We start from the raw sequence: 15,339 nt of genomic DNA on the forward strand, positions 1-15,339 counted from the left end.
CCATGAGCCTCTACACCCGCCTGCAACAGCGCGCCGCCGAAGGCCGCCCCATCCGCATCGGTTTGATCGGCGCGGGCAAGTTCGGCGCCATGTATCTGGCGCAGATTCCGCGCACGCCCGGCGTGCAACTGGTGGCCATTGCCGACCTGTCGCCCGACGCGGCCCGCGTCAACCTGGAGCGCGTGGGCTGGCAAGCCGGGCGCGCCGCCGCCGGCTCCGTGCAAGAGGCGCTAAGGCACGGCACCACCTGGATCACCGACGACTGGCAGGCCGTGACGCGCGAGCCCGCCATCGACATCGTGGTCGAGTGCACCGGCAACCCCATTGCCGCGGTCGACCACTGCCTGGACGCCTTTGCGCACGGCAAGCATGTGGTGAACGTGACGGTGGAGGCCGACGCCTTCTGCGGCCCGCTGCTCGCGCACCGGGCGCAGCAGGCCGGCGTGGTGTATTCGCTGGCCTTCGGCGACCAGCCCGCGCTGATCTGCGACCTGGTCGACTGGGCGCGCACCTGCGGCTTTCCGGTGGTGGCGGCCGGGCGCGGCCACAAGTGGCTGCCGCACTTCACCGAATCCACACCCGAGACGGTGTGGGGCAACTACGGCCTCACGCCCGAACAGGCGCAGCGCGGCGGGCTCAACCCGAAGATGTTCAACAGCTTTCTGGACGGCTCCAAGCCCTCCATCGAAAGCTCGGCCGTGGCCAACGCCACCGGCCTCACGGTGCCGTCGGACGGCCTGCTCTACCCGCCCGCGAGCGTGGAAGACATTCCCTTCGTCACCCGCCCCAAGAGCGAAGGCGGCGTGCTGGAGCGCAAGGGCATGGTCGAGGTGGTGTCGTCGCTGGAGGCCGACGGACGCAAGATTCCGTACGACATTCGCATGGGCGTGTGGGTCACGGTGGAGGCGGAGACCGACTACATCAAGAACTGCTTCGAGGAATACAACGCCCACACCGACCCGAGCGGGCGCTACTTCACGCTGTACAAGCGCTGGCACCTGATCGGGCTGGAGGTGGGCATGTCGGTGGCCAGCGTGGCGCTGCGCGGCGAGGCCACCGGCGTGGCCAGTTGCTGGAACGCCGACGTGGTGGCCACGGCCAAGCGCGACCTGGCCGCGGGCGAAATGCTCGACGGCGAAGGCGGCTACACGGTGTGGGGCAAGCTGCTGCCGGCCGAGCGCTCGCTGCGCCTGGGCGGCCTGCCGCTGGGGCTGGCGCACAACGTGAAGCTGCTGCGCCCGGTGAAGAAGGGCCAAAGCCTGAGCTGGGCCGACGTGGCCATCGACACCGGCACCGCCGCCTACAAGCTGCGCAATGAAATGGAAGCCATGTTCGCGCCCGCGGTGCGGGCCAGGGCCGCCTGACAACGGTCACCGTGAAAAACGAAATGATCCATTGCGCCCAGACGCCATAACGTAAAAAATATTCGCCTCTGAAGCTTCTTCCATAGCAAGAAACCATGCTCCCCCAGGCGCAGGCCGCAGACCGTGCGGCGCGCGAATCTTACGGACGGCTGCTGTCGGTCCTGGTCGCTCGCACGCACGACATTGCCGCCTCGCAAGATGCGCTGGGCTACGCCTTTGCGCGGGCGCTGGAGCGTTGGCCCGCCGACGGCATTCCAAGCGAGCCCGACGCCTGGCTGCTGAGCACCGCGCGGCACCGCAAGCTCGACGCCTGGCGCCACACCCGCGTGCAGAACGAGGCCACGCAAACGCTGATGCTGCTGGCCGGCGAATTCGACGAAGCCCGCACCCACAGCGCGCCTCTGGCCGACGAGCGGCTGCGCCTGCTCTTCGTGTGCGCGCACCCGGCAATCGACGCGCGGGCGCGCGCACCGCTGATGCTGCAGACCGTGCTGGGCATCGACGCGGCACGCATGGCGGGCGCCTTTCTGACCTCGCCCGCGGCGCTGTCGCAGCGGCTGCTGCAAGCCAAGGCCCGCATCCGCTCTGCGGAAATTTCCTTCGACACTCCGCAGCCACACGACCTGCCCCATCGGCTGCGCGAGGTGCTCGACTGCATCCATGCCGCTTACGGCAGCGGCTGGGACGACGTGGACGGCGCCGACGCGCTCCCGCGCGGGCTCACGGCCGAGGCCATCGACCTGTGCCGCGTCCTGTGCCGCCTGATGCCGCACGAGCCCGAGCCGCTGGGCCTGCTGGCGCTGATGCTGTTCGGCGATGCCCGCCTGGCATCGCGCCGCAGCGCCACCGGCGCCTATGTGCCGCTCGACCAACAGGACATCACGCGCTGGAACCACGAGCTGCTGGCCGAGGCCGAACACCATCTGCGTCAGGCGGCCACGCTGGGGTCGCTCGGCACTTACCAGCTGAAGGCCCGCATCCAGTCGGCGCACTGCGAACGCCGCGCTGGCGCGCCGGTGCCGCCCGAGACGCTGGTGTCGCTGTACCAAAGCCTGCTGGCACTGCGCCCGAGCATCGGCGCGCAGGTGAGCCTGGCCTGCGCGCTGGCCGACGCCCGCGGCCCGGAAACCGGCCTGCAGGCGCTCGACGCGATGACTCCCGATGAGGTGGCCAACTACCAGCCCTTCTGGGCCGCGCGCGCGCACCTGCTGGCGGCTGGCGGCGCGCGTGCCGCGGCGCGCAAGGCCTACGACCGCGCCATCGGCCTGAGCAGCAGCGCGGTGGTGCGGGCCTACCTCAACGCGAAGTCGCAGCGGCTGTGAGCCGGCTGCACAGTTTCATCGCACGTTGAAAGTGCGCGGAAACAGCGCCGCCTGCGAGCGGTCGCGCAGCCGGTAGCTCATGGCCGGGCGGCCCAAGGTGCCGGTGACCATGCCGGCTTCTTCCATGAACTCGCCATCGAGCATGCGCTTGCGAAACGCGCTCTTGTCGATGTCGCGGCCCAGCACCACCTCGTAGGTGTGCTGCAGGGCCGGCAGCGTGAACGGCTCCTCCAGCAGAAAGGCCGGCAGCGAGGTGTATTCGACCTTGCTGCGCAGCCGGGCCACGGCGGCTTCGAGCAGCTCGCCATGGTCGAAGGCCAGGCGCTTGCGCGCGGCCGCATCGACCTCGAACCACGCCACCTCGGCCGCGTTGGCGCCGCTGCGCAATTGCATCGCCTGCGCGGGAACCAGCGCATAGAAGCAGTGCGTGGTCGACCAGCCGCGCGGGTCGCGCTGCACGCCGCCCCAGCTGCCGAGCTGTTCGAGATAGGGCGTGACGACGCCGGTTTTTTCGCTCAGCTTGCGCAGCGCGCAGTCGAGCAGCGTGGCGTCTTCGTCGATGTTCACGAAGCCGCCCGGCAAGGCCCACTTGCCGGGGAACGGCTCGGCAGTGTCGGCGGGGCGCTTGACCAGCAGCACCTGCAGCGCGTCGTCGCGCACGGTGAACATCACCACGTCGACCGTGACCAGCGGACGCGGAAAAGTCAGGGGCGGAAAGTTCGGCGAGGTGGTTTTCACGGAGAGGGCTTGACGCCTGGTTTGTTAGTTGTACTATACAACCCTTGATTAGTTGTACAGAACAACTCTTGCTGTCACACGCTACCCGGGGAGAAAAAGAAATGAAAAACACAACATTGACAACGCCAACAACGCCAACAACGCCGACCACACCGCGCAGCACGCGCGACCTTCCCGCCTACTTCGCCCAAGGCCACCACCCCGCCTACCTGCTGTTCTGGGGCCACCAGGCGCCCAAGACCGGCGTGAACAAGAGCTGCTTCAGCCAGTGGTTCGAGGCCGAGTTCAAGGTCGACGGCATCAAGTACCGCACGGCCGAGCATTTCATGATGGCCGGCAAGGCGCGCCTGTTCGGCGACGAAGACACCTGCGCGCGCATCCTGGCCGCGCGCACGCCCGGTGAAGCCAAGAAGCTCGGCCGCGAAATCCGCGGGTTCGACGAGGCGGCGTGGACCGCAGCGCGGCTGGACATCGTGACGCAGGGCAACGCCGAGAAGTTCGCGCTGCACGCCGCGCTGGGCGCCTTTCTGCTCGGCACCGGCCACCAGGTGCTGGTGGAGGCCAGCCCGGTCGACCCCATCTGGGGCATCGGCCTGGCCGCCACCGACCCCGCGGCGCAAGACCCGCGCGCGTGGAAAGGCCTCAACCTGCTGGGCTTTGCGCTGATGGCCGCGCGCGAAACGCTGAGGCAGGCGCAATGAACGCCGAGCGTTACCGCGGCAGCCTGCTCGGCCTGGCCTGCGGCGATGCCGTGGGCACCACGGTGGAGTTCCGCACGCGCGGCACGTTCGAGCCGGTCACGGACATGGTGGGTGGTGGCCCTTTCGGGCTGGCGCCCGGCGAATGGACCGACGACACCTCGATGGCGCTGTGCCTGGCCGCCAGCCTGCTGCACTGCCAGGGCTTCAACGCGGTCGACCAGATGAACCGCTACTGCAACTGGCGCAACGTGGGCTACATGAGCAGCACGGGCAACTGCTTCGACATCGGCCTGACGGTGTCAGGCGCGCTCACCCGCTACCTGGCATCGGGCGACCCGTTCGCGGGCGACCCTGATCCGCGCACGGCCGGCAACGGCGCGCTGATGCGGCTCGCCCCGGTGCCGATGCTGTGGGCCGCCAGCGCCGAGGCCACTTGGCGCCAGGCCGGCGAAAGCACGCGCACCACGCACGGCGCGCTGGAGGCCATCGAGTGCTCGCAGCTCTTCGCATTGCAGTTGCGCGCGGCATTGCGCGGCGAGAGCAAGGCGGCAATTCTGGCCACGGCGCCCCTCGCGCCTTTGAGCGAGAAGGTGGCGGCGCTGGCACGTGGCGACTACGCCGCGAAGCCGATCGAACAGATCAAAGGCTCGGGTTACTGCGTGGCGTCGCTCGAAGCCGCGCTCTGGTGCTTCGCGCACACACAGTCTTTCGAAGAAGCAGTGCTGGCCGCCACCAACCTGGGCGACGACGCCGACACCACCGCCGCAATCTGCGGCCAGCTGGCCGGGGCTTTCTACGGCGTGGCGGGCATTCCCGCAGGCTGGCGGGCCAAGCTGGTCATGCGCGAGGAGATCGAGCAGATGGCCGACCAGTTGCTGGCACGGGCAATCGCACCGACCACGCGCTGAGCACGCCAGGCTATTCCTGCGGCGCGGCGGCCGCATCGCCCACGCGCTGCGCATCGAGCTGGCTGCCGCCCTGCGCCAGCGTGAGGCCCACCACCGCATTGCCCGCGTCGCGCCGGAACACCAACTGCGCGCCGATGCCGGTGACGGCGAAGCGGTCGGTGCCGGTCGGTGTGAGCGCGCTGTAGCCGCGGCCGGTTTCGCGCACCAGCAGCTTGCCGCCGCGCACCGTGAGGCTCAGCGCCTTGGTCTTGCTGACGCGGAACTCGCCCTTGTAGTCGTCCAGCCGCTTCGGATCGATCGGCACTTCAGCGGTCGGCACCGGGTAGCGGCTCTTGCCGATGGCCAGCATCACGGCCTGCAGCGGTGCGCGCGCGTTGCTGCTGAGCACGATCAGCGCCTCGCCGGTGTCGGGCGCCAGCAGCCAGAGCGTGCGGTAGCCCTCGGTAAGGCCGGCGTGCCAGTAGGTGCGGCGCCCACCCTGCATGCCCTCTCTGCCGCGCACCATCACCGCGTAGCCGATCTCCGCGCCCTCGTAGCGCGCCAGCGGCGTGAGCATGCGCACGGCGGCCGGGCCCAGCGGGCCGCTGGCGCCGGCCAGCACGGCGCGGGCGAAGGTCATCATGTCGGCGGCCGTGGAGCGCAGCGCGCTGGCCGGCGCATAGGCCAGCATGTCGAACAGCGGCTGGCGGCGGTCGCCGGCAAAGGCCGGCGCCATGCGCGAGGCCTTGTCGCCCAGCGTGATGACCGTGTCGTTCATGCCCAGCGGCTCGGTGATGCGCGCGCGCACCAGCTCGCCCCACGAGGTGCCGTAGCGCTCTGCCAGCAACTGGCCCAGCAGCGCCATGCCGAAGTTGCTGTACGCGGCCTCGCACGGCGGCGCCGCGGCCGTGAGCTTGATGCGCGCCAGTGCGGCCCAGAACATCGCCTTGTCGAAACTGCGGAACTGCTCGGCCAGCGGCGCGCCGCCGGTCACGCCGTCGGCCATCACGGGCATGCAGCCGGTGTGCGTGACCAGCTGGCGCAGCGTGACCGCGCCCACCGTGCCCGGCAGGCCCTCGCCCTCGGCCTTGCCGGCGAGCAGCTTGCCGACGGTGTCGTCCAGCTTCAGGTCGCCGCGCTCCACCGCCTGCGCGAGCAAGAGGCCGGTGAAGACCTTGGTGACCGAGCCGATCTCGAACATCGGCTGCTCCGCACTGTTGCCGGCGATGGCGCGCGGCGGCGACGGCGGCTCGGGGTTGTAGGCCGCGCCGTAGGTGGCCTGGCCGTTGCGCAGCGTGCCGACCACCAGCGTGCCGCGCTCGGGGCCGAGGGCGGCCTTGGCCAGCACGGCCGGGTCGGTGGCCAGCGTGAGGGCCTGCTGGGTTTGCTGGGACTGCTGCGACTGCTGGGGTTGGGCGGTGGCCGTGGCCGCAACCACGACGGCGAGCGTGGGAGCGAGGAGCCAGGCCGCAAGGCAATGGCGGGACAGGGCACGGGGCGGGAGCCGCATCGTCGGATTCCTCAGGGCGCCGTGAAGCGGGCGCCGGGGTGCCATGGTGCCACGGCCATGTAACCTTTTGCGCACCGCGACAATCGCGCCATGCGCGCATTGCTCACCACCTTCTCCTGGCAGGAACTCCGCCACCACCCCTGGCGCAACGCGGCGGCCGTGCTGGCCGTGATGCTGGGCGTGGCGCTGGCCTTTTCAGTGCAACTGATCAACGCCTCCGCGCTGGACGAGTTCTCCAGCGCCGTGCGCTCGGTCAACGGCCAGCCCGACCTGGAGTTGCGCGCGGTGCAGGGCGGCTTCGACGAGGCCGTGTTCGCGCGGCTCGCGCGGCACCCGCAGGTCACGCTGGCCAGCCCGGTGGTCGAGTTCCAGGGGCTGGGAATGGCTGGCGAGGGCGCCGCACCCAAGCCGGCCGGTGAGCGCCAGGTGCCGCTGCGCGTGATTGGCATCGACGCGCTGGTGCTGCCCACCATCGCCCCCGCGCTCATGCCGCAGCCCCGCGCCGGCGCCGACCGCTTCGCGCTGTTCGCGCCGGGCCAGGTGTTTCTCAACGCCGCCGCGCGCAGCGTGCTGGGCCTGCCGGCGCAAGCGCCCGACGGCGCCGCGGAAACGGTGCAACTGCGCAGCGGCGATGCCTGGCAAACGCTTGCCGTGGCCGGCCATGTCGCGGCCAGCGGCACGGCGCTCGCGGTGATGGACATCGGCGCCGCGCAAGACCTGTTCGGCCAGGGCGGGCGGCTCAGCCGCATCGACCTGCGGCTGGCGCCCGGCACCGACCGCGCCGCCTTCATGGCCGCGCTGCAGCAGTCGCCCGACTGGCCCGCCGGCGTGCAGTTTGCCGAGCCGGGCGATGCGGCCGAGCGCGTGAGCAACCTGTCGCGCGCCTACCGCGTGAACCTCACGGTGCTGGCGCTGGTGGCGCTGTTCACGGGCGCGTTTCTGGTGTTCTCCGTGCTGGCGCTCAGCGTGGCCAAGCGCGCGCAGCAGTTCGCGCTGCTCGGCGTGCTGGGGCTCACGCCGCGCGAGCGGCTCAAGCTGGTGCTGGTCGAATCGCTGGTGCTGGGGCTGATCGGCAGCGTGGCCGGGCTGGCGCTGGGCACGGCGCTCGCGGCCTTTGCGCTGAAGGTGCTCGGCGGCGACCTGGGCGGCGGTTACTTCGAAGGCGTGGCGCCCACGCTGCACTGGAGCACCGGCGCGGCCCTGCTGTACGGCGGGCTTGGCGTGGTGGCCGCGCTGGTCGGCGGCTGGTGGCCCGCGCGCGCGGCGCAGGCCCTGCCCGAGGCGCAAACGCTCAAGGGGCTGGGCGCGGCGCCGGTGCCAGGCAACGGCCACTGGCTGGCGCTGGGGCTCATCGCACTGGGCGCGCTGTTGGCCAACGTGCCGGCCATCGGCGGCATTCCGGTGGCGGCCTACCTGTCGGTGGCCTGCCTGCTGGTGGGCGGCATCACCGCCCTGCCCTGGTTGATTGCGCTGCTGTACGACCGTATCGCGCCCCTGTTCGCACGGCACGTGCTGCCGATGCTGGCCGTGGAACGCGCGCGGCGCATGCGCGGCACGGCGGCCGTGGCGGTGAGCGGCGTGGTCGCCAGCCTGAGCCTGGCGGTGGCGCTCACGGTGATGGTCGCGAGCTTTCGCGATTCGGTGACGCAATGGCTCGACGTGGTGCTGCCGGCCGACCTGTACGTGCGCGCCACCTCGGGCGGGCGCGGCAGCAACAGCGGCAACAGCAGCAGCACCGACACCGCCACCTTCGCGCCGGCCTTCGTGCAGGCACTGTCCCAACTGCCCGGCGTGGCGCGCACCGGCACGCTGCGCACGGAGTCGCTGCAGCTCGACGCCACGCGGCCAGCGGTGGCGCTGATTGCGCGCAGCCTGGAAGGCGGCGCCACGCAGTCGCTGCCGCTGGTGGGCGCGGCCGTGCCGGTGCCCGAGGGGCAGGTCGGCATCTATGTGAGCGAACCGATGGTGGAGCTGTATGGCGCAAAGCCAGGCAGCAGCTTCGCGCCGCTGTCGAACGCGATGGGCCTGTCTGCAACCTCGAAAAAATCGACCGTTTTCTTCGTGGCCGGTGTGTGGCGCGACTACGCGCGGCAGTTCGGCGCCATCACCATGGACGCGCGGGACTACGAGCGCATCACCGGTGAACGCAACGTGAGCGACGTGGCGGTGTGGCTCGCGCCCGGCGCGTCCGAAGGCGCAGTGCAGGCCGCGGTGCGCGCGCTGGCGGCGCGGGAGCAAGGCGCTTCCACGGAATCGGCAAAGTCCGCCGAGTCGGTCGAGATCGCCTCCGTCGGGCAGATCCGCGTGACCTCTCTGCGCATCTTCGACCGCAGCTTTGCGGTGACCTACTGGCTGCAGGCGGTGGCCATTGCCATCGGGCTGTTCGGCATTGCCGCGAGCTTCAGCGCGCAGGTGCTGGCGCGGCGCAAGGAATTCGGGCTGCTGGCGCACCTGGGATTCACAAGGCGGCAGGTGCTGGCCGTGGTGGCGGGCGAAGGCGCGGCGTGGACGGCCATTGGCGCGGTGGCCGGGCTGGGGCTGGGGCTGGCGGTGTCGGTGGTGCTGGTGAAGGTGGTGAACCCGCAGAGCTTTCACTGGAGCATGGACCTGCTCGTGCCTTGGGAGCGGCTGCTGCTGCTGTGCGCGGCGGTGGTGGCGGCGGGCACGGTGACGGCCTGGATGGCGGGGCGAGCCGCTGCGGGCAAGGACGCGGTGCTGGCTGTGAAGGAAGACTGGTAGGGCCTGCCGGCAGCCGACGCTTTGAGAGACACCACTTGTAGACTGGCAGCGATATGCAGCAGCAACCCTCCACCCCCTCCTCCTCGCTGTGCAGCGGCTGGCTCGGCAGCGCGATCCGCCGCATCGAGGCCGACTACCAGCGCAGCGCCGACACGCACCTCATCCCGCTGACCCTGCCCGCGCTGGCCGCGCAAGGCATCGACCTGTACCTGAAGGACGAATCCACGCACCCCACCGGCAGCCTCAAGCACCGGCTCGCGCGTTCGCTCTTTCTCTACGCGCTGTGCAACGGCTGGGTGCGCGAAGGCACGACCATCGTGGAGGCATCGAGCGGCTCCACGGCGGTGAGCGAGGCCTACTTTGCGCGGCTGCTCGGCCTGCCCTTCATCGCGGTGATGCCCCGCACCACCTCGCCGGAGAAGGTCGCGCAAATCGCCTTCTACGGCGCGAGCTGCCACTTCGTCGACCATGCGGCGCAGGTGTACGAGGAAGCGCGTGCGCTGGCCGAGCGCACCGGCGGCCACTACATGGACCAGTTCACGTATGCCGAGCGCGCGACCGACTGGCGCGGCAACAACAACATCGCCGAGAGCATGTTCCAGCAGATGGCACGCGAGCGGCATCCGGTGCCGCGCTGGATCGTGGTGGGCGCGGGCACGGGCGGCACCAGCGCGACCATTGGGCGCTATGTGCGCTTTCGCTGCCACGACACGCAGGTGTGCGTGGCCGACCCCGAGGGCTCGGTGTTCTCGGCCTACCACCGCACCGGCGACACCACGCTCACGGCCGCCGGCTCGCGCATCGAAGGCATCGGCCGCCCGCGCGTGGAGCCCAGCTTCGTGCGCACGCTGGTCGACCGGATGATCGAGGTGCCCAACCTCGACTCGGTGGCCGCCATGCATGCGCTGTCGGCGCTGCTGGGCCGCAAGGTCGGCCCATCGACCGGCACCAACTTCATCGGCATGCTGGCCGTGGCGCAAGAGATGCGCGCAGCCGGCCAGCAGGGCTCGATTCTTTCGCTGCTCTGCGACGCGGGCGAGCGCTACCTGCCGAGCTATCACGATGCGGCGTGGGTGCATCAGGCGTTCGGCGACATTGCGCCGGCGCAGCAGCGCATCGACGCATTGGTGACGGCGTGATGCCGTCGTCACCCGCAGCGTTCATGTCGCGGCGCAGCCTGCTGCTGGCAGCGATGGCGGCGGGGCCCGTGTCGGCATGGGCGCTGCCCGAGCGGCGGCTGGTCTTTCCGCGCGACTTCGGCAGCCACCCTGATCTGCACACCGAGTGGTGGTACATCACCGGCCATGCGAAGACTGCGGCGGGCCGCGAGTTCGGATTTCAGGTGACCTTTTTTCGCTCGCGCGTGGAGGCGGCACTGGGCATGCGATCGGCGTTCGCGGCGAAGAACCTGGTGTTCGCGCATGCCGCCGTCACCGACCTCGAAGGCCGCGTGCTGCTGCACGACCAGCGCATCGCGCGCGCCGGCTTCGGCGTGGCGGAGGCCGGCACAAGCGACACCGACGTGCGCATCCGCGACTGGTCGCTGGTGCGCGAGAACGGCCTGTACCTGGCGCGCATACCGGCCGGCGAGTTCACGCTGGACCTGCGCTTCACGCCCACGCAGCCAGTGCTGCTGCAGGGCAAGGACGGCCTTTCGCGCAAGGGGCCTGACGAATCGCAGGCGAGCTACTACTACAGCGAGCCGCAGCTCAAGGCGCAGGGCAAGCTCACGCTCAAGGGCCAGGCTTTCGAGGTGGGCGGTGCGGCGTGGCTCGACCATGAATGGAGCGAGGCGCTGATGCACCCGCAGGCCGTGGGCTGGGACTGGATTGGCATGAACCTGGACGACGGCAGTGCGCTCACGGCCTTTCACTTGCGCCGCAGCGATGGCAGCGCGCTGTGGGGCGGAGGGTCGTTTCGCGCACGCGACGGGGTCGCGCGCATTTTCAGTAACGACGAGGTGCGGTTCGAACCGGTGAAGACGTGGGACAGCCCGCGCACGCAGGCGAAGTACCCGACGCAATGGCGTGTGCAGACGCCCGCTGGTGTCTTCGAGGTGCGTGCCCTGCTGGACGATCAGGAACTCGACAGTCGCGGCTCGACCGGTGGCGTGTACTGGGAAGGCGTGAGTGACCTGCTCGATGCGCAGGGGCGCCGCGTGGGGCGTGGGTATCTGGAGATGACGGGCTACGCTGCGCCGCTGAAGCTCTGAATCGGAAGGCGGCCTATCTGGCTTGCCTCAACCGCCTCGCCGGCATGAAATTCGAAACCGGCGTTGAAGAAAAAGTCGCCGCGCAGCACCAGCGATTGGCTGTGCCGCGCGGCGACTTCACTCTCGATCTTGCTTCGTCAATGCCAGTTCGCCGCAATCACCGAATCCAAGCGGCTCTGGTAGCTCGGTGGCAATGTGGTCTGCCCTGCGGCCGGCGTTGAAAAGCCTGCCATTGCTTCGACCAGCGAATTCACCTGCGTGCTGAGCAAGCTCACGCCATCCGCCTTGAACTGCTCGATCTGAAATGCCGTATCCAGATACCAGTCGACCACCCTCACGCTGTCGCCGGTTCCGATGATGCTGACTTCCAGATCATTCACCTCCCTGCGAAACCACAACTGGCTCGCTGAAGCGCTGTCGAACTGAACGACGTCGATGTCGCCGACGTTTGCGCCGGACTCCTTGAACACATCCTTGCCCCCGCCTCGCCCGAAGAAATAGGTGTCGCTGCCAGCGCCACCTTCGAGCAGGTCGTCGCCTGTACCTCCGTAGAGGCTGTCGTTGCCGTCACGGCCCCACAACTTGTCATTGCCTCCCAAACCGGCAAGGATGTTGTTCTCGGCATTGCCCAAGATCTCGTTTGCCTGGTCATTACCTGTGCCTGAGATAGTGCGGTTGTGAGCCAGCGACAAGCTCTCGATATTCGCGCCCAATGTGAACTGAGTCAGCTGTTCGCCCCATGTGAAGACCGTATCGTCATCGCCTTCTCCTGCCCGTTCGATCGGCTGGTCATTCAAGCTATCGACCACATAACTGTCTGTGTCTGCGAATCCGTACATGCGGCCGTCGTAATCGGTGGCCCACAACTCGTCGTGACCAGTGGTTCCAAGCATTTTTGCGGAGACAAAGATGCCGTCGCCGAATTGAAGCTCTTCGATCTGAGTGGCTTTGCCTGCAAGCTGCCCCTTGACTGTGAGCTGGTCGCTTTCTCCATATTGAATGACCAGATCACTGTCGCGCGCGAAGACATCTTTCACATCTGCATAGATCTTGAGAATGTCGTAGTTCGCACCGCTGTCCTCGTCCACGATGGTATCGATGCCGTCGCCTGCAAAGAACTTGTAGTGGTCGGTCCCGGTGCCGCCGTCGAGCAGGTCATTGCCCGTGCCTCCGACCAGAATGTCGCCGTCCACGCCGCCCTTTAGAACGTCGTCGCCAGCGCCGCCTTGCAGAAAATCATTGCCCGCGCCGCCGGTCAATTCATTGGCCAGGTGGTTGCCAATCAGCGCGTCGAAGCCGCTGCCACCCACGGCATTCTCGATCTCGGTGCCGAAGCCGATGAACGCCACCCCTTCATTCATGATCTTCAGGTTTTCCGGTGGTTCTGATCTGCCTACATAGCTCCAGCTGCCCGGCGCCAGATCGATGGTCACGCCCTTGGTCTGGTCAGCGGCAGAAAGGGTATCGACCCCCGATCCGTCGCCGATGTAGCGGTTCGCAAGAACGTAGGTCTGATCACCTGCGTTGTGCCCACGACTAACCCCGAACTGATAGTGCAGTGCAGCCTCATCGAAGATGCCCAACTCGGCGTTGGCCGCATTGGAAACGTAGCGCCCCATGACGCTCTCGCTTCTTGTGAGTTTGGATGTCCCGCCATAAAGCTGCAGCGTCTCGGCAAGAGCCCCCGGGGCATCCACGCTCTCGTCCGCGGCAAGGGTGTGCTGCAGTCCAAAACTGTGGCCGATCTCGTGCAGCAGCGCGTGAAAGCCTGAACCGTTTTCGGCGTTCGGCGAGATATCAGTACCCGGCTTCAAATAGACAAAGCTCTGCCGCAGTCCCGGCATGTCCGAGCGCGTGAACGTTTTTTCCATGGCGTACACCTTTTGCAGATCGGGCTCCGAGTTGGAGAAGACGAATCTGAGTGCCGTGGCAGGCTGACCCTTGGCGTCCAACTTATCTTCGGCCTCGTCGAACACCACATTGGCAGTAGCGGAAAAACGAGCCAGCGCGGCACGCACGTCGCCCTTTTGAGCATCATTGAACAACGCCGTCTCGTAGTTGCTGACCTCACCGTTTTTTGTAGCGTATGCCGCGAAGGTGTACCGAAGACGAAATGGCGCGTTGCTGCTGTGCTCGCCCGTCAACTGGCCCGGAAAGTATGAACCGCTGTAGAGCTGGTCGATAAACGAAGGCAGCTTCTTCACGCCCGCGCCGTACTCCACATGTTCGATTTGTTGTCCGGCAAGAACCTTGTAGTTGTCGACATTGACGAGCAATGTGTCGTTGGAATTTGCCGCCACTCCGTTGACGCGGTCGTTGAGGTTGTCGATCTTGTATGTGTTGACGCCAGCCCCTCCCACCATGGTGTCGCCCCCGGCGCCGCCATCGATCACGTCGTTTCCGTCGCCGCCGAAAAGCTTGTCAGCACCGGCCCCGCCCTCGATCGTGTCATCCCCATTGCCACCGAACAACGTGTCATCTCCCACGCCGCCCAGAAGCCTGTCGTTGCCATCCTGGCCATGCAGAGTGTCGTTGCCGATACCACCCTCGATCGTGTCATCTCCATTGCCACCCACCAACATGTCCTCACCCACTCCACCCAGAAGGGTGTCGTTGCCATCCTGGCCATGCAGAGTGTCGTTACCAACACCGCCCAGAAGCGTGTCGTTGCCAGCGCCGCCATAAACGACATCGTCTCCGGCGCCCGCATCGATGACGTTGTCCAGACTGTTGCCCAGTATCTCGTTGTCGAGGGCATTGCCAGTGACCTTGACAACGGCATTTGCATCGATGTCCAGCCGAAGATTTTCCACGTTGTCGGAAAGCGCGTATTCGGTCAGCGTGCTACCTCCAATGACGACCAAATCTTTACCTTCTCCAGGCTGCTCCACGACCACGTCCTTGGTGCTTTTTACCCAATAGGCGTCGTCGCCTTTGAGGCCTTTTAGGACGACACCATCCGTCTCATTGCCACCTTGCAGCCACGCCCCGGGTCCACGGTTCAAGAAGGCGGAATCAGCGCCGTCGGTACCTAGAATTTCTTTCATGCCTACTGCCATTTATTTGATTGTTCGATTTACGGTTAAATGACTCTTGCAATTTTTTATTTGCCTATAGTTGCTTCCTTTCTCAGAGAGCTTTACTGGTTGCCTTCTGTACCGGCGTGCACCTGGCCGAGACCTTCATCGGCGCCGAGGCGATACAGCGCGATGCCCTTTGGGGGCGATAGCTTCGGACTGCACAAATGCATATCTAACAACAGTGCTTATCTTTCCTTCAAGCTCTCGCTGGTGGCCCTCTGCACCGGGCTAAGCAAGAATTCAATAACCCGCCGCTTCCCCGTCTTTATTTCCGCAGTCAAATTCATCCCCGGGCTCAGCTTGATCGGCCTGCCGTCCACATCAATCGTTGTCGAATTCAAATTCAGCGTCACCGCAAACACCGCTCCGCGTTTCTCGTCATTCACCGCATCCGCCGTCACCGTTTTCACGGTCGCGTTCACCGTGCCGTAGCGCGTGTACGGAAAGGTCTCCAACTTGATTGCGGCCTCCTGCATCGGGCGCACGAAGCCGATGTCCTTGTTGTCCAGCGTCACCTCGGCCGTCACCCGCGCGCCGTCGGGCACGATCACCATCAGCGGCTGGGCCTGCGTGACCACGCCGCCTTCGGTGTGCGCGGCCAGTTGCTGCACGGTGCCCGCCACCGGCGCCTTCAAGGTGGTGAGGCGTTCGCGCTGCCCGGCCTTGGCCAGGTCTTGCGTGCCTTGGTGGCGCTTGAGTTCGGCGGCGGCCTCGCGGGTGCGCAGGCTGTGCTTGGTCTCCGCGATGTAGGCCGCGCGGGTGTTCTCGCTCTCGCGCAACGTGGCG

The 15,339-nt window shown here is 67.3% G+C and carries 11 protein-coding genes; 7 read left to right on the top strand and 4 right to left on the bottom strand.

What is annotated here, in order from left to right; genetic code table 11:
• The first annotated feature begins 2 nt into the window (after positions 1 to 2).
• Positions 3 to 1,364 (top strand): NAD(P)H-dependent oxidoreductase, encoded by a 1,362-nt coding sequence (locus VLK31_RS28620; RefSeq protein WP_409171866.1) that lies wholly within the window; start codon positions 3 to 5, stop codon positions 1,362 to 1,364.
• A gap of 95 nt (positions 1,365 to 1,459) precedes the next feature.
• Positions 1,460 to 2,686, top strand: a complete 1,227-nt coding sequence (locus VLK31_RS28625; protein ID WP_409171867.1) for an RNA polymerase sigma factor — start codon at positions 1,460 to 1,462, stop codon at positions 2,684 to 2,686.
• A gap of 15 nt (positions 2,687 to 2,701) precedes the next feature.
• Here VLK31_RS28625 and VLK31_RS28630 read toward each other — a convergent pair whose 3' ends face one another.
• Positions 2,702 to 3,355, bottom strand: coding sequence for an NUDIX hydrolase (locus VLK31_RS28630; RefSeq protein WP_409171879.1), 654 nt, complete (start codon positions 3,353 to 3,355; stop codon positions 2,702 to 2,704).
• Positions 3,356 to 3,525: 170 nt separating this feature from the next.
• Between VLK31_RS28630 and VLK31_RS28635 the strand changes: the two genes are divergently transcribed.
• Positions 3,526 to 4,125: an NADAR family protein gene (locus tag VLK31_RS28635; protein WP_409171868.1), complete on the top strand. Its 600-nt coding sequence runs from the start codon at positions 3,526 to 3,528 to the stop codon at positions 4,123 to 4,125.
• Positions 4,122 to 5,033 (top strand): ADP-ribosylglycohydrolase family protein, encoded by a 912-nt coding sequence (locus VLK31_RS28640; protein WP_409171869.1) that lies wholly within the window; start codon positions 4,122 to 4,124, stop codon positions 5,031 to 5,033. The genes VLK31_RS28635 and VLK31_RS28640 overlap by 4 nt, the downstream gene beginning before the upstream one ends.
• A gap of 10 nt (positions 5,034 to 5,043) precedes the next feature.
• On the opposite strand, the gene VLK31_RS28645 is transcribed toward VLK31_RS28640, so the two are convergent.
• Entirely contained in the window at positions 5,044 to 6,522 is a 1,479-nt protein-coding gene (locus tag VLK31_RS28645) for a serine hydrolase domain-containing protein (RefSeq protein ID WP_409171870.1), read from the bottom strand.
• A 90-nt stretch (positions 6,523 to 6,612) separates the two neighbouring features.
• Here VLK31_RS28645 and VLK31_RS28650 point away from each other — a divergent pair, with 90 nt between their 5' ends.
• The 3 genes from VLK31_RS28650 to VLK31_RS28660 are packed head-to-tail and all read left to right on the top strand — an operon-like array spanning position 6,613 to position 11,473.
• Positions 6,613 to 9,261, top strand: coding sequence for an FtsX-like permease family protein (locus VLK31_RS28650; RefSeq protein ID WP_409171871.1), 2,649 nt, complete (start codon positions 6,613 to 6,615; stop codon positions 9,259 to 9,261).
• Positions 9,262 to 9,314: 53 nt separating this feature from the next.
• On the top strand, positions 9,315 to 10,400 hold the full coding sequence (locus VLK31_RS28655; protein WP_409171872.1) for a PLP-dependent cysteine synthase family protein: 1,086 nt from the start codon (positions 9,315 to 9,317) through the stop codon (positions 10,398 to 10,400).
• A complete protein-coding gene (locus VLK31_RS28660; protein WP_409171873.1) occupies positions 10,400 to 11,473 on the top strand; it encodes a lipocalin-like domain-containing protein in 1,074 nt (357 codons plus the stop codon). Before VLK31_RS28655 ends, VLK31_RS28660 begins: the two co-directional genes overlap by 1 nt.
• A gap of 137 nt (positions 11,474 to 11,610) precedes the next feature.
• Here VLK31_RS28660 and VLK31_RS28665 read toward each other — a convergent pair whose 3' ends face one another.
• Entirely contained in the window at positions 11,611 to 14,520 is a 2,910-nt protein-coding gene (locus VLK31_RS28665) for a calcium-binding protein (protein WP_409171874.1), read from the bottom strand.
• Positions 14,521 to 14,738: 218 nt separating this feature from the next.
• The coding region (locus VLK31_RS28670) for an HlyD family efflux transporter periplasmic adaptor subunit (RefSeq protein ID WP_409171875.1) at positions 14,739 to 15,339 on the bottom strand (601 nt) is incomplete at its 5' end.

The organism is Variovorax sp. H27-G14 (assembly GCF_046156345.1).
Classification (GTDB): Bacteria; Pseudomonadota; Gammaproteobacteria; order Burkholderiales; family Burkholderiaceae_C; genus Variovorax.